The organism is Nocardia sp. NBC_01503, assembly GCF_036327755.1.
GTDB lineage: Bacteria > Actinomycetota > Actinomycetes > Mycobacteriales > Mycobacteriaceae > Nocardia.
On record NZ_CP109596.1, the window covers coordinates 1,859,077 to 1,882,552 of the forward strand.

General features: G+C 66.6%; 19 protein-coding genes. 6 read left to right on the plus strand and 13 right to left on the minus strand.

Translation table 11 applies throughout. From position 1 onward, the window contains the following. Positions 1-14 precede the first annotated feature (14 nt). The 3 genes from cydB to OHB26_RS08265 form a co-directional block, all read right to left on the minus strand. The gene (gene cydB / locus OHB26_RS08255) at positions 15-1,070 is read right to left on the minus strand and encodes a cytochrome d ubiquinol oxidase subunit II (protein ID WP_330183609.1); all 1,056 of its coding nucleotides are present in this window, start codon (positions 1,068-1,070) and stop codon (positions 15-17) included. 9 nt (positions 1,071-1,079) lie between these two features. Next, entirely contained in the window at positions 1,080-2,555 is a 1,476-nt protein-coding gene (locus tag OHB26_RS08260; RefSeq protein WP_330183610.1) for a cytochrome ubiquinol oxidase subunit I, read from the minus strand. Positions 2,556-2,739: 184 nt separating this feature from the next. After that, complete coding sequence (locus OHB26_RS08265) at positions 2,740-3,669, minus strand: aminodeoxychorismate lyase (RefSeq protein WP_330183611.1); 930 nt, start codon at positions 3,667-3,669, stop codon at positions 2,740-2,742. Between the two features lie 424 nt (positions 3,670-4,093). On the opposite strand from OHB26_RS08265, the gene ygfZ reads away from it, so the two are divergent. The 4 genes from ygfZ (at position 4,094) to OHB26_RS08285 (ending at position 7,387) form a co-directional block, all read left to right on the plus strand. Continuing rightward, on the plus strand, positions 4,094-5,209 hold the full coding sequence (gene ygfZ / locus OHB26_RS08270) for a CAF17-like 4Fe-4S cluster assembly/insertion protein YgfZ (protein ID WP_330183612.1): 1,116 nt from the start codon (positions 4,094-4,096) through the stop codon (positions 5,207-5,209). Then, positions 5,206-5,865, plus strand: a complete 660-nt coding sequence (locus tag OHB26_RS08275; protein ID WP_330183613.1) for an MOSC domain-containing protein — start codon at positions 5,206-5,208, stop codon at positions 5,863-5,865. The genes ygfZ and OHB26_RS08275 overlap by 4 nt, the downstream gene beginning before the upstream one ends. A 148-nt stretch (positions 5,866-6,013) precedes the next feature. Beyond that, complete coding sequence (locus OHB26_RS08280; RefSeq protein WP_330183614.1) at positions 6,014-6,970, plus strand: asparaginase; 957 nt, start codon at positions 6,014-6,016, stop codon at positions 6,968-6,970. A gap of 207 nt (positions 6,971-7,177) precedes the next feature. Continuing rightward, positions 7,178-7,387, plus strand: a complete 210-nt coding sequence (locus OHB26_RS08285) for a DUF3073 domain-containing protein (RefSeq protein WP_330183615.1) — start codon at positions 7,178-7,180, stop codon at positions 7,385-7,387. Between the two features lie 292 nt (positions 7,388-7,679). Here OHB26_RS08285 and purM read toward each other — a convergent pair whose 3' ends face one another. The 6 genes from purM to purF all read right to left on the minus strand — a co-directional run bounded on the left by purM (position 7,680) and on the right by purF (position 15,995). After that, the gene (gene purM / locus OHB26_RS08290) at positions 7,680-8,759 is read right to left on the minus strand and encodes a phosphoribosylformylglycinamidine cyclo-ligase (RefSeq protein WP_330183616.1); all 1,080 of its coding nucleotides are present in this window, start codon (positions 8,757-8,759) and stop codon (positions 7,680-7,682) included. Between the two features lie 104 nt (positions 8,760-8,863). Beyond that, positions 8,864-10,546, minus strand: coding sequence for an ABC transporter ATP-binding protein (locus OHB26_RS08295; RefSeq protein ID WP_330183617.1), 1,683 nt, complete (start codon positions 10,544-10,546; stop codon positions 8,864-8,866). Beyond that, positions 10,539-11,534 carry an ABC transporter permease gene (locus tag OHB26_RS08300; RefSeq protein ID WP_330183618.1) on the minus strand — a complete coding sequence of 332 codons (996 nt, stop codon included), beginning with the start codon at positions 11,532-11,534 and terminating at the stop codon, positions 10,539-10,541. Before OHB26_RS08300 ends, OHB26_RS08295 begins: the two co-directional genes overlap by 8 nt. Next, positions 11,534-12,556: an ABC transporter permease gene (locus OHB26_RS08305; RefSeq protein ID WP_330185539.1), complete on the minus strand. Its 1,023-nt coding sequence runs from the start codon at positions 12,554-12,556 to the stop codon at positions 11,534-11,536. The genes OHB26_RS08300 and OHB26_RS08305 overlap by 1 nt, the downstream gene beginning before the upstream one ends. Then, positions 12,556-14,097, minus strand: a complete 1,542-nt coding sequence (locus tag OHB26_RS08310; protein WP_330185540.1) for an ABC transporter substrate-binding protein — start codon at positions 14,095-14,097, stop codon at positions 12,556-12,558. Before OHB26_RS08310 ends, OHB26_RS08305 begins: the two co-directional genes overlap by 1 nt. Before the next feature lie 332 nt (positions 14,098-14,429). Next, positions 14,430-15,995, minus strand: a complete 1,566-nt coding sequence (purF, locus tag OHB26_RS08315; protein ID WP_330183619.1) for an amidophosphoribosyltransferase — start codon at positions 15,993-15,995, stop codon at positions 14,430-14,432. A 115-nt stretch (positions 15,996-16,110) separates the two neighbouring features. On the opposite strand from purF, the gene OHB26_RS08320 reads away from it, so the two are divergent. Beyond that, positions 16,111-17,445: a YhgE/Pip domain-containing protein gene (locus OHB26_RS08320; RefSeq protein ID WP_330183620.1), complete on the plus strand. Its 1,335-nt coding sequence runs from the start codon at positions 16,111-16,113 to the stop codon at positions 17,443-17,445. A gap of 42 nt (positions 17,446-17,487) precedes the next feature. Here the strand turns inward: OHB26_RS08320 and OHB26_RS08325 are convergent, their stop codons facing one another. The 3 genes from OHB26_RS08325 to OHB26_RS08335 form a co-directional block, all read right to left on the minus strand. Next, a complete protein-coding gene (locus OHB26_RS08325) occupies positions 17,488-17,874 on the minus strand; it encodes a sterol carrier family protein (RefSeq protein WP_330183621.1) in 387 nt (128 codons plus the stop codon). Beyond that, positions 17,853-18,563, minus strand: coding sequence for a CPBP family intramembrane glutamic endopeptidase (locus OHB26_RS08330; RefSeq protein ID WP_330183622.1), 711 nt, complete (start codon positions 18,561-18,563; stop codon positions 17,853-17,855). The genes OHB26_RS08325 and OHB26_RS08330 overlap by 22 nt, the downstream gene beginning before the upstream one ends. Before the next feature lie 96 nt (positions 18,564-18,659). After that, on the minus strand, positions 18,660-20,429 hold the full coding sequence (locus tag OHB26_RS08335; protein ID WP_330183623.1) for an alpha/beta hydrolase: 1,770 nt from the start codon (positions 20,427-20,429) through the stop codon (positions 18,660-18,662). Positions 20,430-20,573: 144 nt separating this feature from the next. Between OHB26_RS08335 and OHB26_RS08340 the strand changes: the two genes are divergently transcribed. Next, positions 20,574-20,864 carry a YiaA/YiaB family inner membrane protein gene (locus OHB26_RS08340; RefSeq protein WP_067568436.1) on the plus strand — a complete coding sequence of 97 codons (291 nt, stop codon included), beginning with the start codon at positions 20,574-20,576 and terminating at the stop codon, positions 20,862-20,864. Between the two features lie 97 nt (positions 20,865-20,961). Here OHB26_RS08340 and purL read toward each other — a convergent pair whose 3' ends face one another. After that, a complete protein-coding gene (gene purL / locus OHB26_RS08345) occupies positions 20,962-23,256 on the minus strand; it encodes a phosphoribosylformylglycinamidine synthase subunit PurL (protein WP_330183624.1) in 2,295 nt (764 codons plus the stop codon). Positions 23,257-23,476 lie beyond the last annotated feature (220 nt).

The following is a 23,476-nucleotide window of genomic DNA, read 5'->3' on the forward strand; positions in this document are numbered from 1 at the left end:
GCGGTTCGGAGATCTCAGGCATCGGTTCGAGCGGATTCGAGCGGGAGTCCGATCGGGGCGGGAATCTGTTCCACGGTGAGCCGCTGACGGAACACCCAGTAGGTCCAGCCCTGGTAGATCAGCACCGCCGGCACCATGGCCACCGCGACCCAGCTCATCACCACCAGCGTGTAGTGCGTGGAGGAGGCCGAGACGGTGCCGTCGCGCCCGTCCACGGTGAGGCTGAAGGCGGCATCGATGGTGGAGGGCAGCACATTCGGGAACAGCGACCCGAACAGCAGCGCGGTCGCTCCGACAATGGTGAGCGCGGTGCCGGTGAAGGCCCAGCCGTCCCGGCCCTGGGTGGCGGCGAAGCCCGCGAGCAGCAATCCGACCACTGCCAGTACCAGCGGAATCCAGGTCCAGCCCTTGCCGTAGGCGAGCTGGGTCCAGATACCGAAGGCGGCGACCACCACGGCGGTGGGCACGAAGAGTTTGCGGATCAGCGCCTGTGCGTCGTCGCGCACTTCGTTACCGGTCTTGAGCGCGATGAAGAGCGCACCGTGCAGCATGAACAGCAGCAGTGTGGTGAGCCCGCCGAGCAGCGCGTACGGGTTGAGCAGATCGAGCAGGTTGCCGCCGATCTGCCGGTGCTCGCCGAGCTTCACACCGCGCACGATATTGGCGAAGGCCAATCCCCATGCGAGAGCAGGGATCCAGGAGCCGAGTCCGATGCCGATATCGCACCACACCCGCCATTTGTCGTCATTGATCTTGCTGCGCCATTCGATGGCGCAGGCACGGGCGATCAGTCCGACCAGAATGAGCAGCAGTGCGAGGTAGAACCCGGAGAACAGGCTGGCGTACCACTCCGGGAAGGCGGCGAACATGGCGCCGCCCGCGGTGAGCAGCCACACCTCATTGCCGTCCCATACGGGTCCGATGGTGTTGAGCACCACCCGCTTTCGCACTTCGGATCCCCTACCCAGGATCGGCATGAGCATGCCGACGCCGTAGTCGAAGCCCTCCAGGACGAAGTAGCCGGTGAAGAGCACCGCGATCAGTAGAAACCAGAATTCAGGGAGACTCATCCTCGGCTCCTAGTAGGCGAAGGAAAGCTTGTCGACGGCGTCCCCGGTCATGCGCGGGCCGGTATCGGCGGGGGCCGGATCCTCCGGTCCCGCAACGACATAGCGGCGCATGAGGTAGAACCACGCGACCGCGAGCAGGCCGTACAGCAGGGTGAAGACGATGAGCGAGGTGACGATGGTGCCCGCGGTGACGCCGGAGACGCCCTGCTGCACCGTCATTCGAATGTGTTGATCGCCGGTGGGATTGGGTGCGACCACCCAGGGCTGGCGGCCCATTTCGGTGAAGACCCAGCCGGAGATATTGCCCAGGAACGGGGTGACGATGGCGATCAGCGACAGCCAGGAGAACCACTTCTGGTCCGGTACCCGGCCGCGCCGGGTGACCCAGAATCCGACCAGCGCCAACAGGATCGAGCCCGCGAGGAAGCCGATCATGGCGCGGAAGGACCAGTAGGTGACGAAGAGGTTGGGCCGGTAGTCGCCGACACCGAACTTCTCGTTGTAGGAGAACTGCAGATCCTTGACGCCGTCCAGGGTGACGTCGCTGAACTTGCCCTCGGCGAGGTACGGCAGTACGCCGGGCACCTCGATGAGGTGGTTCACGCTGTCGCAGTTGTTATGCGTACCGATGGTCAGGACGGAGAAGTCCGGATCGGTTTCGGTGTGGCACAACGATTCCGCCGAGGCCATCTTCATGGGCTGTTGTTTGAACATGAGCTTGCCCTGGATGTCACCGGTGAAGACGAGTGCGACCGCGGCGACCAGCACCACGTACAGGCCCATGCGCGCGGCGGGCCGCCACATGGTGCGAGCCTCCTCGACCGGGGTGCTGTCACTGGCCTTTTGGCCCTGCCGCACCCGGCGCACCATCCACCAGCCCGCGATTCCGGCGACAAAGGTGCCGGAGGTCAGGAAGGCTCCGGCGACCACGTGCGGGAAGGCCGCGAGGGTGGTGTTGTTGGTGATGAGCTCCCAAATACTGGTCAACTCGGCGCGTTTGGTGTTCGGGTTGTACTCCGCGCCGACCGGATGCTGCATGAAGGAGTTTGCCGCGACGATGAAGTACGCGGAGGCGTTGACGCCGATGGCGACCAGCCAGATGGTGGCGAGGTGCACCTTCTTGGGTAGTCGCGTCCAGCCGAAGATCCACAGTCCGAGGAAGGTGGATTCGAGGAAGAAGGCGACCAGGGCCTCCATGGCCAGGGGTGCGCCGAAGACATCGCCGACGAAGCGGGAGTATTCGCTCCAGGCCATGCCGAATTGGAACTCCTGCACGATGCCGGTGGCGACGCCGAGGGCGAAGTTGATCAGGAAGAGCTTCCCGAAGAACTTGGTGAGGCGGTACCAGTGCTCTTTGCCCGTAATCACCCATGCGGTCTGCATGCCCGCCACCAGCGGCGCGAGTCCGATGGTCAGGGGCACGAAGATGAAGTGATAGACGGTGGTGATTCCGAACTGCCAGCGCGCTAAGTCAACGACGCTCATCCGACCTCCAGCCGATCTACGACATGACGTAGTAATGGACACTACGCTTTTCGTAATTCAGATCAACATGTGACGCGCCACAGCGTGCTACCAATTTGCCCACTTGTGACGAATCACCGACCAAAGCCCCGGAAGGCGAGGACCTCGGTCGGATGAGGTTCCGGAAAAGGGCCCTGGAATCAGGTCACCAGTCCGCGATGCTGCCGGGCAGCGCGACACCCCGATCCACCAGCGCGGCGATCTCGGCGGCATTCTCGGGAGCCGACATGCGCAGGCCGTCCAGGGATTTCACCCGTGCGGCCAGGGTGACGCTGGAGAGCATCCAGACACTGTCGGCGGTGATGAGGTCGGCGGTGAACAGCGGTTCGTAGCGGCAGTCCCAGCCCGCCTTCTCCGCCTGCGCGAAGAGTGCGCGCTGTGTCGTGCCGGGCAGCACACCATTGCGCGCGGGCGGGGTGATCAGCTGATTCTCGCGCTGCACAACCACTGTCGAGCGCGGACCCTCCAGCACGCGATGTTCGGTGCTGGTGAAGATCACATCATCGGCGTTCATCCGGCGGGCGAACCGCAGGGCCGCCATATTCGTTGCGTACGAGAGGGTTTTGGCCCCGAGCAGCTGCCAGGGCGCGGCCTGCGCCAGATCGATGGAGATCCCGCGCGACAGCGTGATGACCGAAACACCCTCGCTGCGAGCGGTTTTCACCCGCTCGTGCACCGGAGCCACCAAAACGTAACCGGTGCTGGCGGGTTCGGCCGCGGACAACCCACCGGGTGCGTTTGCTGCAAGTTTGCCATCACTCGATCCGTGATCGCTGTCACGCCCGCGGGTGAGCACCATGCGCAGCATGCCCTCCTGTTCGCTCCCCCACTCCTCGGCCGCCAACTCCACCGCGAACCGCCACGCGTCCAGATCCGGGGCGGGCAGTTCGAGAGCCTGCGCCGAGCGCCGCAGTCGAGCCAGATGCAATTCCAGTGCGCAGGCCACCCCGTCCCGCACCAGCACCGTCTCGAATATCCCGTCGCCCCGCAGTGCGCCGATATCGTCCGCATACAAAAGCGGCGCGTCCGGATCCCGGATCGCGCCGTCAAGAGTCACCAGAACCCGTTCCACCATGCGACCGACCCTATGACAGATACCCCGCGGACGAGCGATATCCGGCCACCAATAAACGCCAACCCGCCAATACAAAGCCCTCCAAACACCCATCCCTAATAGACCCAAAACCACCGAGTTCGCGGCCCGGCTCGGTTCTGGAGCGACGGAGGGAAGGAGCGCAGCGACTGACCGGAGGAGTGAAGAACCGAGCCTTCGAGGGCCGCGAACCGCGACGCCGAAGGCGGCGCAGAAAGTGAAGAACCGAGCCTTCGAGGGCCGCGAACCGCGACGCCGAAGGCGGCGCAGAAAGTGAAGAACCGAGCCTTCGAGGGCCGCGAACCGCGACGCCGAAGGCGGCGCAAACAGGCACAGTGCGCGAAGCCGAAGGCGGCGCGAATAGGCACCGAAGGCGGCGCAAATTAGACACAGCTAGGGTGGGGTGGTGTCCTTCGAGGTAGCACCCAGTCCGATTCTTCAGGTTCCAGGGGCTGTCGCGGGGCCGCCCGAATCACCGGATGCGGCGGTCGCGTGGCATTACGGAGATCCGCTGGGCGAGCAGCGCGCCGCCGTTCAACGCGCCGCCGTGGTGGATCGATCGCACCGGTTCGTACTCAGCATCACCGGTAAAGAGCGGTTGAGCTGGCTGAACACCATCTCCAGTCAGGCGATCACCGACCTGGGCGATGGGCAGTCGGCCGAGGATCTGGATCTCGATCTGAACGGTCGCGTCCTGCATCACTTCGTGCTCACCGATCTGGACGGCACCCTCTGGATCGATACCGAGGCGACCCGCGGCCCCGATCTTCTCGCCTTCCTACAGAAGATGGTGTTCTGGGCGGACGCCAAGCCCGAGGCCGCACCCGAGTACGCGGTGCTGAGCCTGCTCGGCCCGCGCGTGCCGGAGCTGACCGAAACCCTGGGCATCACCGCCCTTCCCGACACCTATCAGGCCGTGGCCCTGCCCGGCGGTGGCTTCCTCCGCCGGATGCCGTGGCCCACCGCCGACTCCTTCGATCTCCTGGTCCCCCGCGATCAGCTCACCTCCTGGTGGACGCGACTGCGCGCGGCCGGTGCGGAGGCGGCCGGCAGCTGGACCTTCGAGGCGCTGCGGGTCGCGGCCCTGCGCCCGCGTATCGGCATCGATACCGATGACCGCACGATCCCGCACGAGGCGAACTGGGTCGGCGGTATCGAGGAGTACGGCGCGGTACATCTGAACAAGGGCTGCTATCGCGGGCAGGAGACGGTGGCGCGCGTCCACAATCTGGGTAAGCCGCCCCGCAATCTGGTGCTGCTGCACCTGGACGGCTCCGCGGATTCGCGCCCGGTCACCGGTGATGCGGTGACGGCGGGCGGTCGCGCGGTGGGCGTGCTGGGCACCATCGTGGACCATTACGAACTCGGTCCCATCGCGCTGGCGCTGGTGAAACGCAATGTCCCCGCGGATACTCCGCTCGAGGTGGGCCCGTGCTCGGCCGCCATCGATCCGGATTCCGTTCCGGCCCATGACGAACCGCAGGCGGGCAGGCTGGCCGTCGAGCGGCTGCGCGGCCGATGAGCGCGAACGCCACCATCGGACGGGTCATCGCCGTCTGCGTGGTGCACGAGGAGCTTGCGGTCCCGACCCGCGTCGGGCGCACCGCCATCGACAAACGTCCGGTGTCGCATCGGGTTCCGGTGCGCGCCCTGGGCCTGGACGGCGATCACGTCTGCGATACCGCCAATCACGGCGGAGTGCATCAGGCCGTCTACGCCTACGCCGACGAGGACGCCGACGGTTGGACGGCCGAGCTGAATCGGGCGCTCCCGCCCGGCTGGTTCGGCGAAAACCTGCGCGTCACAGGTCTCGCGGTGAGCGATGCCGTGCTCGGCGCCCGCTGGGCCATCGGCGATACCGTCCTCGAGGTGTCCGCGCCGCGGGTCCCGTGCGCGACCTTCCAGCACTGGTCCGGCGAGCAGCAGTGGGTGAAAAGGTTCACCGCACAGTCGAATACGGGCGCTTACCTGCGGGTACTGACCGAGGGCACGATCGGTGCCGACGACGAGGTGCGCGTCCTGCACATCCCCGCGCACGGTGTCACCGTGCGCGATCTCTTCACCGGCGCGGATATGACTCGCTTGGAGCTGCTCCTGGAGTCCGAGCCGACCATCTCCGACGATGTCCGCATGCAGATCGAGCGGCATCGCCGCAGGCATGTGAGCGCGAGCCGATGAAACAGACTCGCAGCCGAGCGCGGACATCAGGTTCGCGGCCCGGCTCGGTTCTGGAGCGACGAAGCGGTGGAGCGCAGCGACTGAGCGTAGGAGTGAAGAACCGGGCTTGCGGGGCCGCGAACCTGCCCGGAGCGAAGTGGAGGGCAAATTGAGCACAGAGCTGGTCGAGGTGGTGCGGTCGGGTTTCCGCGAGTGTGTGCACCGGGGTTCCGCGGTGGTGCTGCGCCCGGATGGTGAACCGCTGGTCGAGGTGGGCGCGGTGCACGGTCCGATCTTCCCGCGCTCGACCAATAAGCCCATGCAGGCATTGGCCCTGCTGCGCAATGGTTTCGAACCGGTCGACACCGCCGAGCTGGCCATCGCGACCGCCTCGCATTTCGGTGAACCCGACCATGTGTACCTGGTACAGCGCCTGCTGGATCGCTTCGGATTCACCGAGGACGATCTCGAATGCCCACCCGATCTGCCCTTCGAGGATCATGCGCGCGCCCAGGCACTGGCCGCTGGCGATACGGCGGCCCGCCGGATCTTCATGAACTGCTCGGGCAAGCACGCCGCGATGCTCGCGACCTGTCAGATCAACGGTTGGCCTACGACCGGTTACCTCGACATCGCGCATCCCCTGCAGCAGGCGGTGCTGTCCACCATCACCGATGTCACAGGTGAGCCGGAGACCGATCTCGGTATCGACGGTTGTGGTCTGCCGATCGTGCCGGTCTCGCTGGTGAATCTGGCGCGCGCCTACGCCACGCTGGCGACCGCGCCGGAAAATAGCCCGGAGCGGCGCGTCGCGGACGCGATTCGCGCGCATCCGCGAGTGATTTCCGGCACGGACGGCCCGGATTTCCGGGTCATGTCGGCCACGCCGGGTCTGGTCTGCAAGATCGGCGCGGATGGTGTGCACGCGGGCGCGCTGCCGGATGGCTCGGCTTTCGCCTACAAGATCGATGACGGTTCCGATCGGGCCCGATTGCCGCTGACGCTGGCGCTGTTGCAGCGTATGGGTATCGAGTGGACCGATGAGCACGCGGAGTTGGCCTCGCCCGCGGTGCTCGGCGGTGGCGCCCGGGTGGGTGTGATTCGCGCCGTGCCGGGGGTGTTCTAGCCACCCGCGCCCCTCGTTCCGCCTCGATCGCGCGGCTGCTCCGGAGCCGCGAAATCCGGTCACGGGCGGCACTTCGACGGTTTCTCCCCCACTCCTGGAAGCGAGACCGCCTGACACACGCTAAAGTGTCTGTCAGGAAGATTATTAATTCGAACGGGGCCGCCAAACCACCCCAGGCCGCCCCGCAGTGACACGAGGGGGTCAGCCATGGGCCGTGGCCGGGCTAAGGCAAAGCAGACCAAGGTGGCACGCGAGCTCAAGTACAGCTCGGCGCCGACCGACTTCCAGAGCCTTCAGCGGGAGCTGGGAGGAAGTCCCTCCGAATTGCCGCGGAGTGGTGTGCTTTCCGACGAGCACGACGCGAAAGACTCGCAGTCGAGCTGGGACGAAGACGACTACGACGACTGGCGCCGCTGACTCGGATTTATCGCACGTGAGTAAGGGGCAGGCCGTGACTGGCCTGCCCTTTGACACGTCGATGCGCGCCGAGCTCCGACGACATTGAAGGACCGCTGATACGAGCGTCTCGTCCAACCAGGACGAGGCGCCGATGTGTGTTCTGTACCGGCGTACCGGAATTCCGCGTACGTGGATTCCCGGCTCGGTGCTCCGAAGGTGGCGGGCGGCAACGATATCCGGCATTCCAGACATACAGCAGGGCCCCGGTTACTCCGTGGAGTAGCCGGGGCCCTGTGCTTTGCCTAGGTGATCAGAAGCGCGGGTGCTCGCCGAGCAGGACGGCGCGCTGGGCGTCGGCGTCCTTGGCCTTCTTGACGGTGCCGAGGGTCCAGCAGTCGATGTGGCGGGCGGTCAGCACCGCGAGGGCGCGGTCGGCGTCCTCGGGGGCCACGACGGCGACCATGCCGACGCCCATATTGAAGGTCTTCTCCATCTCGGCGCGCTCGACGCGACCGCGCTGAGCGATGAGCTTGAAGACCGGGGCGGGGCTCCAGGTGCCGCGATCCAGTTCGGCGACCAGACCGGCCGGCAGGACGCGGGCCAGGTTTTGCGCCAGACCGCCGCCGGTGACGTGCGAGAAGGTGCGCACATCGGTTTCGGCGATCAGGGCCAGGCAGTCCTTGGCATAGATCTTGGTGGGCTCCAGCAGCTCCTCGCCGAGGGTACGGCCGAACTCCTCGACATGTCCGGAGAGCTGCATGCGGTCGATATCCAGCAGCACCTTGCGGGCCAGGGAGTAACCGTTGGAGTGCAGACCCGAGGCGCCCATACCGATGACCACATCGCCGGGGCGGACGCGATCCGGGCCGAGCACGGCATCGGCCTCGACCACGCCGACGCCGGTGCCGGAGATGTCGTAGTCGTCCGCGCCCATCAGGCCCGGGTGTTCGGCGGTCTCGCCGCCGAGCAGGGCGCAGCCGGCCAGGATGCAGCCTTCGGCGATACCGGAGACGATCTGGGCGACGCGCTCGGGGACGACCTTGCCGACGGCGATGTAGTCCTGCAGGAACAGCGGTTCGGCACCGCAGACGACGAGGTCGTCGACGACCATGGCGACCAGGTCGAGGCCGACGGTGTCGTGCTTGTCCATGGCCTGCGCGATGGCGATCTTGGTGCCGACGCCGTCGGTGGAGGAGGCCAGCAGCGGCTCCTTGTATCCGCCCTTCAGCGCGAACAGTCCGGCGAAGCCGCCGAGTCCACCCTGTACTTCGGGCCGGGAAGCCTTCTTGGCCAGCGGCGCGAACAGCTCTACCGCGCGGTCGCCAGCTTCGATATCCACTCCGGCCGCTGCGTACGAAGCACCAGCGCCACTGGGTGTCTGTTCAGTCATTGTCGGGGAAAGCTCCAAGCCGAATCGGACGGATAGATGCGCTGCTCACGGTACCGGAGACGCATAACGACCGTGCCGCCTCCCCATATAGCAGAAACCAACCCTTACGAAATCAGCTGACTTCTTTCCGCGCGACGACGGCGCTGCTCCTCCGGATCGGGGACCGGAACCGCGGCTACCAGGCGGCGGGTGTAGTCCTGCGCGGGGGTGCGCAGGATCTGGTCGCGGGTGCCCTGTTCGACCACTTCGCCATTGCAGAGGACGACTACGCGGTCGGCGAGTTGGTCGACAACGGCCAGGTCGTGGCTGATGAACAGGCAGGCCCAGCCGTATTCGCGCTGCAGGTCGGCGAAGAGCTCCAGGACGGTGGCCTGGACGGAGACGTCCAGGGCGCTGGTCGGTTCGTCGGCGATGAGCAGGTCCGGATTGAGGACGAGGGCGCGGGCCAGGCTGACGCGCTGGCGCTGGCCGCCCGAGAGTTCGTGCGGGTAGCGCTTTTCGGTGCCCTCGGGGAGTTGGACGTCATCGAGGAGTGCGCGGACCCGGTCGCGCATGGCCGTGCCGGTGGCGGCGCGGTGCACCACGAGCGGTTCGGCCACGCAGTCGCCGACGGTGAGCCTCGGGTTGAGGGAGGTCGCCGGGTCCTGGAAGACGAAGCCGAGACGGCGGCGCATGGGTCGCAGGCGGCGCTCGGAGAGTCCGGTGAGTTCGGAGCCGAGCACGCGCACGGATCCGCCGGTGGCGCGCTGTAATCCGGCCGCGCAACGGCCGATGGTCGATTTGCCCGAGCCGGATTCGCCGACCAGGCCGAGGGTTTCGCCGCGCGCGATCTCGAAGCTCACCCGCCGCACCGCCGTGAAGGTGGATCTGCGCAGACCACTGGCGAATTCGACGGTGAGATCGGTGATCTCGAGCACGGGTTCACCGGAGTCCGCCGCGGGCGCCACCCGGGTCGAGGTGCCCAGGTGCGGGACGGCGGCGAGCAGTGCGCGGGTGTACTCCTGGGTGGGGTTGGCGAAAAGCTCATCCGCCGTGGCCTGTTCGACGACGCGCCCGGCGCGCATGACGACTACGCGGTCGGCCATATCCGCGACCACGCCCATATTGTGCGTGATGAGAACGATGGCGCTGCCGATGCGATCGCGCAGATCCCGGAGCAGCTCCAGGATTTCGGCCTGCACGGTGACATCGAGGGCGGTGGTGGGTTCGTCGGCGATGATCACCTTGGGTTCGCAGGCGATCGCGATGGCGATCATGACGCGCTGCTTCTGCCCGCCGGAGAGTTGATGCGGGTAGTAGTTGACGCGACGCTCGGGTTCGGGCAGCCCGACCAGGCGCAGCAGATCGATGGCGCGGGTGCGCGCGGCGATCCGGGACATCTTCTTGTGTGCGCGTAGGGCTTCCATGATCTGGTAGCCGACGGTGAAGAGCGCGTCCAGCGCGGAGCCGGGTTCCTGGAAGATCATGGCGATATCGCCGCCGCGCACCGCGGTGAGCTGGCGTTCGCTCATCTTGGTGATCTCGGCGCTGCCGAGCATGACGGTGCCGCTCACCCGTGCGGTGGACGGCAGCAGTCCGATGGCGGTGCGTGAGCTCACCGATTTGCCGGAGCCGGATTCGCCGACGACGGCCAGCACTTCGCCCGGGTACACCGCATAGGAGACGTCGCAGACCGCGCGGACGGCTCCGGCGTCGGTGGCGAAGGTGACCGACAGTGCCTCGACCGAGAGTGCGGGACTGCGCTTTTCGGGTGTCGTGGCCTGCTCGGGCCGGGGCTGATCAGGCATCGGCGGCCTCCTGTTCCGGTGCGGCGGCGTCGACGCCGCGGCGGGTGCGCAGCAGCGGGTTGAGTACTTCGTTGAGGCTCTCGCCGACCAGTGTCATGCCCAGCACCACCAGAACGATCGCGGCGCCGGGGAAGACGCCGGTCCACCAGATGCCGTTGGGCACGTCCTGGAGTGCCTTGTTGAGGTCGAAACCCCATTCGGCGGCCTGGGTGGGTTCGATACCGAAGCCGAGGAAGCCGAGTCCGGCGAGGGTGAGAATCGCCTCCGCGCCATTGAGGGTGATGATCACCGGCAGTGACTGGGTGACATTGGCGAAGATGTGCTTGTACAGAATGCGCAAAGTGGAGGCTCCACTCACCCGCGCGGCGTCCACATACGGTTCGTTCTTGACCGCGACGGTGGCATTGCGTACCACCCGGAAGTATTGCGGCACAAAGATAACCGTGATGGCGACGGCCGCCGACAGCACACCGCCGAGCTTGCTGGAGTTACCACCGGCCACCATGATCGAGACCACGATGGCCAGCAGCAGGGTCGGGAACGCGAACATGGCGTCCATGAACAGCACGAGCACCCGATCCACCCAGCGCCCGATATAGCCGGAGATCAATCCCAAAGGGACACCGACGAATAGCGAAAGCACGAGGGAAACGGCGATCACGTACAGCGCGGTGCGCGCGCCGTAGAGCACGCGCGAGAGTACGTCTTCACCGCGCACCGAGGTGCCGAGCCAGTGCTGACTCGACGGCGCCTGCTGGCGTGCGAAATCGACTCCGTCCGCGGCGTTCTGGGCCAATCCGTAGGGCGCCAACCAGGGCGCCAGCAGGGCGGCAAGCAGGAATGCGGCGATCAGGGCGAGGCCGAATATCAGTGTGGCGCGCTGGAATCCGTGCGTCATACGGAACAGCCGCAGTCCTGGCAGCCCGCGCCGCCCCGCCACGGTGCCGGTCGGGACGGCGGGATCAGCCATTACTTCCGGTGCAGTCATCAGAACCTCACCCTCGGGTCGATCAGCGCGACGATCAGATCCACCAGGAAGCTCATGACCGCCACCACCAGCGCCAGGAAGGTGACGATGCCCTGCACCGCGACGAAATCGCGCTGGGTCAGGTACTCGGTGAGCTGATAGCCGAGCCCCTTCCAGTCGAAGGTCCGTTCGGTGAGGATGGCGCCGCCGAGCATGGAGGCGATATACATGCCCATGACGGTGACGACGGGAATGAGCGCATTGCGGAAGGCGTGCCGCCGGGTCACCACGCGCGCGGAGAGGCCGCGGGCGCGGGCGGCGTCGACGTAATCGCTGCGCAGGGTCTGGATCAGGTTGATCCGGACCAGGCGCAGGAAGACGCCCGCCGTGAGCAGGCCGAGTGCGATGGCCGGCAGCACAGCGTGTTTGAGCACATCCATCAGGTACCCGGTGTCGCCGTACAGAATCGCGTCGATGAACAGCACGTTCGTCTTGGGCGAGACATGTTGCAGGGCGAGCTCCACATTGGTGCTGGCCCGTCCGGAGGCGGGCAGCCAGTGCAGTTTCACCGAGAAGATCAGTTTGAGCAGCAGGCCGACGAAGAACACCGGCGCCGCGTAGGCGAGGATGGCGAACAAGCGCAATCCCGCGTCCGCGGCCGTATCACGACGGGTGGCGGCGTAGCGCCCCAACGGAATTCCCACGGCGAAGGCCACTATCAGCGCCCAGAACACCAGCTCGAGGGTGGCCGCCCCGTAGGTCGACACCACTTCGGTGATCGCCCGATTGTCTTGGGAGCGGCCGAAATCCCCCTGTACGAGCTTGCTGATGTAGTCCCAGTACTGGGTGAGGATGGGCCGATCCAGTCCGGCGGCGTGTTTCCGCGCCGCGAGTTGGTCGGCCGGTAGCCGTCCGCCGAGCGCCGCTGTGATCGGATCGCCCACCACCCGCATCAGGAAGAATACGACTGTCACCAGAATCCAGGTGGTGGGCACGATCAGCAGCAGCCGTACCCCGAGGTACCGCAGCAGTTGACCGGAGATCACTTGCTGAGCACTCCGAACCGGAACTTGAACGACGGATCGAGGGTGTTCTCCACGCCCGAGACGTTCTTGCCCGCGACGGCGATCTGCTTACCCGAGAGCAGCGGCAGGATCGGAATGAAATCGGCCGCGAGCGAATGCTGCACGGTGGCAAGGGCGGCCATGCGCTTGGCATTGTCGGGTTCGGTCACCTCGGCCAGCAGTTCGGCATTGATCCGCGGATCCTCGAAGTGCGACTGCAGGAAGTTGTTGGTGCCGAAGAACGGGGTCAGGTAGTCGTCGGCGTCCGGGTAGTCCGGGAACCAGCCGAAGTGGAAGATCGGGTAGGTGTCCTTGACCCGTTCCTTCTGATACGAAACCCATTCGGTGGATTGCAGATTCACCTTGAACAGCCCGGTGGCTTCGAGCTGGCTCTTGATCGCGGCGTACTCCTCCGACGCGGTGCTGCCGTAGTGGTCGGTGTTGTACTGGATGTTCAGATCCACCGGGGTGGGCACGCCGGCGTCGGCGAGGAATTTGGCCGCGGCGGTCTTGTTCGGCTTGGCGCCGTAGATGTCTTTGAAGGGTTCGGTGGCGCCCGGAACACCCTGCGGCACCGACGAATACGCGGGAGCATAGGTGTTCTTGTACACGCCGGTGGATAGTGCCTCACGGTCGATCGACGAGGCCAGCGCCTTGCGGACGGCGAGTTTCGCGGCCGGGTTGGCGCCGGGCATGGTGTTCATGTTGAACACCAGGTAGCGCAGTTCGCCGCCGGGTCCCTCCTTGACCGTCACCTTGTCGTTGCCGCGCAGGGAGTCGATATCGGTCGGCGCGAGGGAGCGCCAGGCCACGTCGATATCGCCGTTCTGCACATCGATGCGCATATTCTCCGAACCGGCGTAGTACTTGGTGGAGACGGTTTCGGTCTTCGGCTTGCCGAAGAGGCCGTCGTAGTCCGAATTCGCCTGGTACGACACGAGTTTGTTCTTGTCGTAGCTGGTGATGGAGTACGGGCCGGAGAACGGCTTGGCCTTCCAGATGGCGTCGTCGTCGAGGAGTTTGTCCGCGGGGAACACCTTCTCGTCGACGATGGGTCCGGCCTGGGTGGGCAGGATCGCGGGGAAGGTCTGATCGTTGGCGACCTTCAGGGTGAAGTTGACGGTGGTCGCGTCGACCGCGTCGGTGTGGTCGAGATTGCCCAGCAGTGAGGCCGGGCCGTTCGGGTCGTTGATCTTCAGCATGCGGTCGAAGGAGAACTTCACGCTGTTCGCGGTGAGCGGATTGCCGTTGGCGAACTTCAGATTCGGCTTGAGCGTGCAGCTGTACACCGTCGGGCTGCTGAAGCCGCACTTCTGCGCGGCATCGGGTTTCGGAACCGCCTCGCCGGGGGCGAAGTTCATCAGGAACTGGTAGACCTGCGTCTCCACCAGCAGTGATCCATTGTCGTAGGCCGCGGCCGGGTCGAGCGCGAAGATCTTGTCGGTGGTGCCGACGACCAGGCCCGCACCTCCGCTGTCTCCGCCGGTCCGCCCGGACCCACATCCTGCCGCCGCGAGCATGGTGAGGCCCGCCAGCCCCACTGCCGCAATACTTTTCGCGCGCATACCGCCTGCTTTCGAGACGCGGCGCGTGGGCCGGGTCGCGACCCCGCCGCGCCGCGGTGGACTTCGTTTGGCTGCGGACAGTATCTGCCGGTTATAACCGGAATGTTGCGAATCCGAACAAACTCATCACTTTTGCATTACCTGCCCGAGCAGGACGATGTCTCAACTGCGACAGCGCAATTCGCGAGCAATGGCAGGAAAGGGCGCGAAAACACTCGTGCCCGCCCGCGAAGATCGCGGACGGGCACGGGATGCGCGAGGCCGGTTACCGGCGGCGCGGGGGTTTACTACGGACGACTGAGGGCGCTCGCATTCGCGTTGTCCGCCAGCAGCTCGGCCTCGGTCGCGCCGGTGAGGACGCTCTCCAGCAGATTCTTGCCGATGGCCGCCTCGGTGGGCAGCGGGATCGGGTAGTCACCGTCGAAGCAGGCGCAGCATAGTCGTGAGCGCGGCTGTTCGGTGGCGGCGACCATGGCGTCGAGGGAGATGTAGCCGAGGCTGTCCGCGCCGATGGAGCGGCGGACGCCGTCGACCATTTCGTCCATGCTGGTGCCCTCGATACCGTCCGGCCCGGCCCCGTTGGCGATCAGCTCCGCGCGCGAGGCGAAGTCGATGCCGTAGAAGCACGGCCATTTGACCGGCGGCGAGGCGATCCGCACATGGATCTCCAAAGCGCCTGCCTCGCGCAGCATTCGGATCAACGCGCGCTGGGTGTTGCCGCGCACGATGGAGTCGTCCACCACGATCAGGCGCTTACCGCGGATGACCTCGCGCAGCGGATTCAGCTTGAGTCGAATGCCGAGCTGGCGAATGGTCTGACTGGGCTGGATGAAGGTGCGGCCCACATAGGCGTTCTTCATCAGGCCCTGACCGTAGGGCACACCGGAGCCCTGTGCGTAGCCCACGGCGGCCGGGGTACCGGACTCCGGCACCGGGATGACCAGATCCGCCTCGACGGGATGCTCGACGGCCAGGCGGCGGCCGATCTCCACGCGGGTGGCGTGCACCGAACGACCGGAGATGGTGCTGTCCGGACGGGCCAGGTACACCATCTCGAAGACGCAGCCCTTGGGCGTGGGATTGGCGAAGCGCAGCGAGCGCACCCCGTCCGCGTCGATCGCCAGCAGTTCGCCCGGCTCGATCTCGCGCACGAAGGCGGCGCCGACGATATCGAGCGCGGCGGTTTCGCTGGCGACCACCCAGCCACGTTCGAGCCGGCCCAGGCAGAGCGGGCGCACACCGTGCGGATCCCGCGCGGCATAGAGCGTGTGCTCATCCATGAAGGTCAGGCAGAAGGCGCCGCGCAGGGTCGGCAGCAGCTCCAGGGCGGCCTGCTCGATGCTCTTGTCGGCGGCGGCGTGCGCGAGCAGCGCGGTCATCACATCCGAATCGGAGGTGGCGGCCATATTGCCGGCCAGTCGGCCGCTGATCAGGCCGAGTTCTCGTGCGCGAGCACTCAATTCGGCGGTATTGACCAGATTTCCGTTGTGGCCCAACGCAAGTCCGGAGCCCACCGCGGTGGTGCGGAAGATCGGCTGAGCGTTCTCCCAGGTGGTGGAGCCGGTGGTGGAGTACCGGCAGTGGCCGACGGCCACGTGGCCGGGCATGGCCGCGAGAGTCTGCTCGTCGAAGACCTGGCTCACCAGGCCCAAATCCTTGAATACCAGCACCTGCGAACCATCGGAGACGGCGATGCCGGCTGCCTCTTGACCGCGATGCTGGAGGGCGTACAGCCCGTAGTAAGTGAGCTTGGCCACATCTTCGCCCGGGGCCCAGACACCGAAAACTCCACACTCTTCGCGGGGTTCGTTCTCGGGCTGATCGGGGGTGGTGTCGGCGGGGGGCAGGGTCACCGTGTTTGCTCCCTGTTCGGCGGGCGGGGGGCAGACCCCATAGTACTGGTAACCGTCGCGCAACCCACCGCTGGGATAACCCGGATGACAGGAGGTTTGCTGTTAGCGTTCGGGCGTGGCGAGCACCGGTACTTCGGCATCGACTCCGGCCCCGCGGCGGCTGACGCCGTTCAGGTGGGCCTTTCCCATTCTGGTGGTGACGCTGCTGGCTTCGCTGCTGGGTGTGATGTACCTCGACTACATCGTCGATCCCGAGAAGAACCTGCACAATTTCCCGATCGCGCTGGTGAATCAGGATGTCGGCGACGACCTGACCACGGGCGATCAGACCAAGCATGTGAACTTCGGCGATCAGGTCGCGGCGGGACTCCAGCAGGCGGTGCCGTCCGACAAGATCGATCTGCGGGTGCTCGGCATCAATGAGGCGCAGCTGCAGATGCAGTCGGCGCAGGTGTACGGAACGCTCATCATTCCGAGTGACTTCTCCAAACGGCTCGGCATTCTCGGCGTCGGCAGTGTGGTGCCGGGTGAGATCAGCAAACCGGCGATCACCCTGCAGACCAATCCGCGCACCGGGGCCTTCGCCACGGCCATCGTGCAGAAGTTCGGCGCGCAGGCGCTCACCCAGGTGGACGCGCAGGTCGGGCAGCAGCTGACCGACCAGGTGAAGACGACCCTGACGCCACCGCCCGGCGGTCCGCCCGCACCCACGCTGTCGGCGGCCACCATGATCACCCTGGCGCACCCGCTGAGCATCGCGGTCGAGGAGTTCCGGCCGCTGCCCGGCGGTTCCGGTGAGGGCCTGACCGCCTTCTTCTACAGCCTGCTGCTCCTGCTGGCGGGCATGGTCGGGGCGATGATCATTCACCAGCTCATCGATTCGGCGCTCGGCTTCCTGCCGACCGAATGGGGGCCGTGGTACGTGCATTTCCCGCGCACGCCGATCTCCCGGGTGCATACGCTGCTGCTGAAATGGTCCGCGGTGGTGGTGATGTCGATCGCGGTATCGGGGGCACTGCTCGGTATCGGGGCGTTGCTGGGCATGCCGATCGATCGACCGCTGCTGCTGTTCATCTACGGTGCGTTCGTGATCACCGCGGTCGGGGTGACCTGCACCTCGATCCTCGCGGCGGTGGGCACCGCCGGTCTGATCATCAATCTGATCATCTTCATCATCCTGGGCCTGCCGTCCTCGGGCGGCACCGTGCCGATCGAGGCGACGCCCAAGTACTTCGGCTGGCTGGCCGGTTTCGAGCCCATGCACCAGGTATTCCTGGGTACCCGCTCCATCCTCTACTTCTACGGCAGCGGCCAGGCCGGACTCGCGCGGGGCGCCTGGATGGCGACGCTGGGTCTGGCCATCGGCCTGGTCTTCGGTTTGGCGATCACGCGCTTCTACGACCGCAAGGGTTTGGAGCGCAAGCCCGCGACAGCCGCTGCGGCGCAGTAGGTTTCACGCCCGGCATCGAGGCCGAGTGCCGCAGGGCAGAATTCAGAGCGGCACGATCGGCAGCCACCGGGCGACTTCACCGGCCCGGCTCCCCGATGCCGTGAGCACCCCCGAGGCCACCGCGCCCTCGAAGTCCAAGAGCCCCGTGGCCAGCAATAGCCAAGTGCGCGGATCGGTTTCGACCACATTGGGCGGCGTCCCCCGGGTATGCCGCAATCCCTCGATGCACTGCACCGCCACGAACGGCGGCACCCGCACCTCGACGGCCCCGCCCGGCGCGTCCGCCGCCAGCGATCGCGCGGTCCCCCGCACCGCCGCCGCCAACTCTGCTCGCGCGGGAGCCCCGGCCGACTCGTCCCGCAGCCACTCCCCCACCGCGGCCACCGCCGCCCTGACCTCCCCCGGATTCACCGCTCCACGTCCTGCCACGCGAAAAGGCTACCGCCGCTCTCCGACACATCTCCCGTCATCCCTGGTGGGGCAGCCGCTCGGGAACGCGGCAGGAGGCGGCGGGCGGCGAAAGGCGCCAGTGCGCCGCCGCCATTGATGGCCAGGTGCAGCAGCGCCGGGGCGGTGACACTGCCGGTGCGGCGGCGCAGCTGGTCGAAGACCGCGCCCGCCAGGGTGGTGACGGCCACGGTGCCGGGGACCGGGTCACCGGCGGAGCGCGCGGCGCGGATGTGCGAGAGGCCGAAAGTCAGTGCGCCCAGCCAGGTTCCGGTGCTGCCGAGAGTGCGCTCGAGCAGTGGAGTGAGGGTGGCGCGGTAGACCAGCTCTTCACTGAACACGGTGCCGCCGGGGATATGCAGTGCGGCCCATTCGGCCGTCGAGACGGCGGGTCCACGGTGTGCGGTCCCGGCCAATTGGCGGCGGATCGGCGGAATCGCCAGGCCCGCACCGTAACCGGCGAGGACCACACCTCCCGCGCCGGCACCGGCCCGCAGTCCACCCGCGGATATCCATCTCGGATTCCCTTGGAAGGCAACGGTATAGGCGACCGCGAAGGCGGTGTTGGCGGCGGTGCGGCCCCGGATATCCAGGTCGAGTGCGGGCAATACCCGATTGCTCCACAGCAGCGGGAGGGCAACCGCCGCGATGTGGATCCCGGCCACAAGCATGCCGGGATGACGAGGAGTGGCGGCTACACCGAGGTCATGAGGAGCGGCGGGAACACCGGAATCAGCAGGGGCAGCAGGCTTTTTCGTGGCGCGCACCTACTTCACCACTCGCTCGTATTCTTCGGCGAGTTCGATTTGGGTGCGGATCTTCTCGGAGAGTTCGGGGGTCCAGTCCGGCGGTGCGGCGATGGCGGCCCAGCCGTCCAGGACCAGGGAGCCGTACCGGTGACCGTGGCCGTCACTGACGCCCTGTGCGTTCGTGAGGTCCGCCGCCACCTGCCAGAAGGTGACGAAGGGCGACCAGCGCATCTGGGAGGAGACATCCGCGCCGCGCGGTTCGGAGAGCCAATCCGGTTGCGAGAAAATGAGATCCGAGGACCACCAGACGATGGGGTCCGACGGGTGCATGAGGTAGGCGATGCGGGGGCGTCGCCAGTCGGCCGAGGGTTTGTCGAGATCGGCCGCGGTGGCGGCGAATCGGACGACGAGACCGTCGGCGTAGATGGGGTCCACCTCGCGGGTGCCCGGATCGCGGCGCGAAACGAACTGCTCCCACAGCCGATTCGAGTTGGGCGGGCCGACCCAGAGCGCGCCGTCCACCTTGGAGCGCAGATCGGCCAGGCCGTCGAAGGCCGATTCGGAGCCCTGTGAGCCGAGACTCTCGCCGTAGACGAGGAGTTTGGGGCGCGCGTTCTCCGGTCGCGCCGACCACGCCGAGTACACCGCGTCGAACATCTTGCGCCCGGCCACCGCGACCTTCTGCCGGTCCGCGAGGAAGGACAGCACGCTGGGCAGATACGAGTACTGCGACGCCAGAATCGCGGTGTCGCCGCCGTACATGTACTCCAGCGCGGCCGCGCTCATGGAGTTCACCCAGCCGGTGCCGGTGGTGGTGACGATGACCAGCACCTTGCGGTCGAAGGCCCCGGTGCGCTGGAGTTCGGCGACGGCCAGCTCCTCCTCGGTGGTGTTCGCATCGGCGGACTGCAAACCCACGTACACCCGAATGGGTTGGCGCGCGGGCTTTCCGGTGACGGCGCTGATGAGCATGGGATCCGGCCCGTGCGAGACGAACCAGCGGCCCTCCGAGCCGAGGGTCTCCCATGTGGCGAGTGACTGCGGGCTGCCGGAGCGTTCGGGCCGGGTGGGCTGTACGGCATACGGGGTCATCTTGTCGTTGCGCACACTGAACGCGGAATTGGCGACCGCGAAGAACGCCCGGGTGGCCACGCCGTTGAAGAGCGTGATGATCAGTACGAACAGCAGTAGCGCACCGGTGGCGGGTGCGAGCGCGGGCGGTATCCGTACCCAGCGACTGAGCTGCCGCCCGATGAATCGCACCGTCTCGCGCAGGGTGCGGAACACCGCCACCACGAGCGCGCCGACCACGAAACTCAAACCGCCGGTGCGCAGGTAGGCGGCGCGGGTGGTGCCCTCCATACCCATCAGCCCGGTGATCTCGCGTTGCCAGTCGGCGGACATGACCAGCATGTACGCCGCGGCCAGCGCACAGGTGAGCACGACGGCGACCCTCACCACGTAGCGCACCCATTCGGGCGGGGTGTCGATCGGCAACCGCGGCCGAATCCACCTGCGGAACAACCATTGCAGGACACAGCCCACGCCGTATCCGGCCGCCGCGTTGAGCCCGGAGATCAATCCCTGGAACAACCAATCGCGCGGTACCAGCGACGGTGTGAGGGAGAGGGCGAAGAAGAGGGTCGCCACCACCAGACCGGTGTGATTGAGGTCGATGATGTCCTCGGCGCGGGAGGCGATGCGCGCGGCCCGCTGTCCCCAGCCACGCCGCATGAGCGCGGCGCTGCGCGTGCGCAGCCGCGTCAAGGTCACGGCGGGGTCCAGCACCCGTCAAGTATGGACGGCCTGCCCTCGAATCCGGGGATGCACCGATGTGAGTGGCACCATGATCACGGCGTGTTGCTTCTACGCACGCCACTCGAGTAGTTGTACGGGGTGCGGCGAGGCGCGCGCTCGACAGACTCAATGGCCATGAGCACCTCCAGCGCACAGACCAAGAGCACCACCGCTTTTCTGGCTCAGGCCGTCATCGCCTTCGGAATCAGCTTCTGCGCCATGGGTATCGGCATCGCGCGACTCCCCTTGGATTTCTGGCAGCGCGGATTTCTGCTGATGTCCATGTTGTTCCTGGTGAGCAGCTGCTTCACCCTCGCGAAAGTGATTCGCGATCAGTACGAGTCGACGAAGGTGCATTCCCGGATCGACGAGGCCCGCTTGGAAAAGCTGATGGCCGAGCATGATCCGTTCAAGGTCGTCTCGTGATCCCCGAACCGCGCGGAGACGAGAGCACCCCGCCGCACCCGGAACGAGGGGTCCGGGTGCGGCGGGGTGCTTCGGTTTTCGCGTTGCGCGCGCTGGGTCAGTGTTCGAAGTGGCCGAACAGTGCGGGCAGCGTGCCCTCGAAGGCGGTGCGCAGTTCGTCCAGGGTGATCGAGAACTGGCCCTGCACCTCGACCGAGTCCGAGCCCTGATCGACCACGCCGATCCGCGCCCACGGCAGGCCGCGCGCATCACACATCTTGGTGAAGCGGGTCTCCTCCGAGCGCGGCACCGCGACGAGCACGCGACCGGCGGATTCGGAGAAGAGCGCGACGAACGGGTCCGCGCCCTCGGGAAGCAGGATGCGGCAACCGGTTTCACCGGCGAGGGACGCCTCGATGACGGTCTGCGCCAGACCACCCTCGGAGAGGTCGTGCGCGGCGCTGATCATGCCGTCGCGCGAACCGGCGGTGAGGATCTCCGAAAGCAGCTGCTCGCGGGCGAAGTCGACCTTGGGCGGGACGCCACCCAGGTGATCGTGTTCGACCTGCGCCCAGATGGAGCCGTCCAGCTCATCGCGGGTCTCACCGAGCAGGATGAGCGTCTCGCCGGGCTCCAGGCCCAGGCCGGTCGGGATGCGGCGGTGCACATCGTCGATGACGCCGAGCACGCCGACCACGGGGGTCGGCAGGATGGCGGTCTGGCCGGTCTGGTTGTAGAAGGAGACGTTACCGCCGGTGACCGGAATGCCCAGGGCCACACAGCCATCCGCCAGACCGCGCACGGCCTGCTGGAACTGCCACATGACGCCCGGATCCTCGGGGGAACCGAAGTTCAGGCAGTTGGTGACGGCCTTGGGGGTGGCGCCGGTGGTGGCGACATTGCGGAACGCCTCGGCCAGCGCGAGCTGCGCACCGGTGTACGGGTCCAGCTTGGTGTAGCGGCCCGAGGCGTCGGTGGCCAGGGCGATACCGCGGCCGGACTCCTCGTCGATGCGGATGACACCGGCGTCGGCGTGCTCGGCGAGCACGGTATTGCCGCGCACGTAGCGGTCGTACTGTTCGGTGATCCACTTGCGCGAGCACAGCTGCGGGCTGGCGATCATCTTCAGCAGGGTGGCGCGCAGTTCGTCGCCGGTCTTCGGACGGTTCAGCGCGGCAGTGGAATCCGCGTTCAGCGCGTCCTGGTCGGCGGGGCGCTGGACGGGGCGCTCGTACACCGGGCCGTGGTGGGCGACGGTGCGCGGCGGAACGTCGACGACGGTCTCGCCGTGCCAGGTGATCTGCAGGTGCTCGCCGTCGGTGACCTCACCGATGACGGTGGCGGTGGTGTCCCACTTGCGGCAGATCTCCATGAAGCGATCCACATTCTCGGGCGCGACCACGGCGCACATGCGCTCCTGGGATTCGCTCGAAAGGATCTCGGCGGGAGACATATTCGCGGCGCGCAGCGGCACCTGGTCCAGGTTGATATGCATACCGCCGGAACCGGCCGCGGCCAGTTCGGAGGTGGCGCAGGACAGTCCGGCACCGCCGAGGTCCTGGATGCCGACGACGACACCGGAGTGGTACAGCTCGAGACAGCACTCGATGAGCACCTTCTCGGTGAACGGATCGCCCACCTGCACGCTGGGGAGTTTCTTACGGCCGGAACCGGATTCGTCACCGGAGAAGGTGTCCGAGGCCAGCACCGACACGCCGCCGATGCCGTCCAGGCCGGTGCGCGCGCCGAACAGAATGATCTTGTTGCCCTCACCGGAGGCGAAGGCCAGCTTCAGGTCCTCGACCCGCATGACGCCCGCGCACAGCGCGTTGACGAGCGGATTGCCCTGGTAGGAAGCATCGAACACGGTCTCGCCGCCGACATTGGGCAGACCCAGCGAATTGCCGTAACCACCGACACCGCGCACCACGCCGTCGACGACGCGGCGGGTGTCCGGGTGATCGGCCGCACCGAAGCGCAGCTGATCCATCACCGCGATCGGGCGCGCGCCCATGGCCATGATGTCGCGGACGATGCCGCCGACGCCGGTGGCCGCACCCTGATAGGGCTCCACGTACGAAGGGTGGTTGTGCGATTCGACCTTGAAGGTGACCGCCCAGCCGTCACCGATATCCACCACACCGGCGTTCTCGCCGATGCCCGCGAGCATCGAGGAACGCATCTGTTCGGTGGTGGTCTCGCCGAAGTAGCGCAGGTGCACCTTGGAGGACTTGTACGAGCAGTGCTCGGACCACATCACCGAGTACATCGCCAGCTCGGCATCCGTCGGCCGGCGGCCGAGGATCTCCTTGATGCGGGCGTACTCGTCGTCCTTGAGGCCGAGTTCCTTATAGGGCTGCGCAAGGTCCGGGCTGGCCGCGGCGTTGCTGACGGTATCGACGTGGCTGGTCACGGGGAAACCAGAGTCCTTTCGGCCGGGCAGGTCAGAACCGAGAACCGGCATGCTGGATTTCGGCGAGATACTGGTCAGAGTCTAGTTGCCACGCAACACGCCTCCGAACCTGCCTCGGATTCACCTCGGCGGCATGCCCTGAGATCCCTTACACCGGCCAGGTTCGCGGCCGTCTCGCTTCTGGACTGAGTGGAGCGGGGGAGCGCAGCGGAGGAGCGGA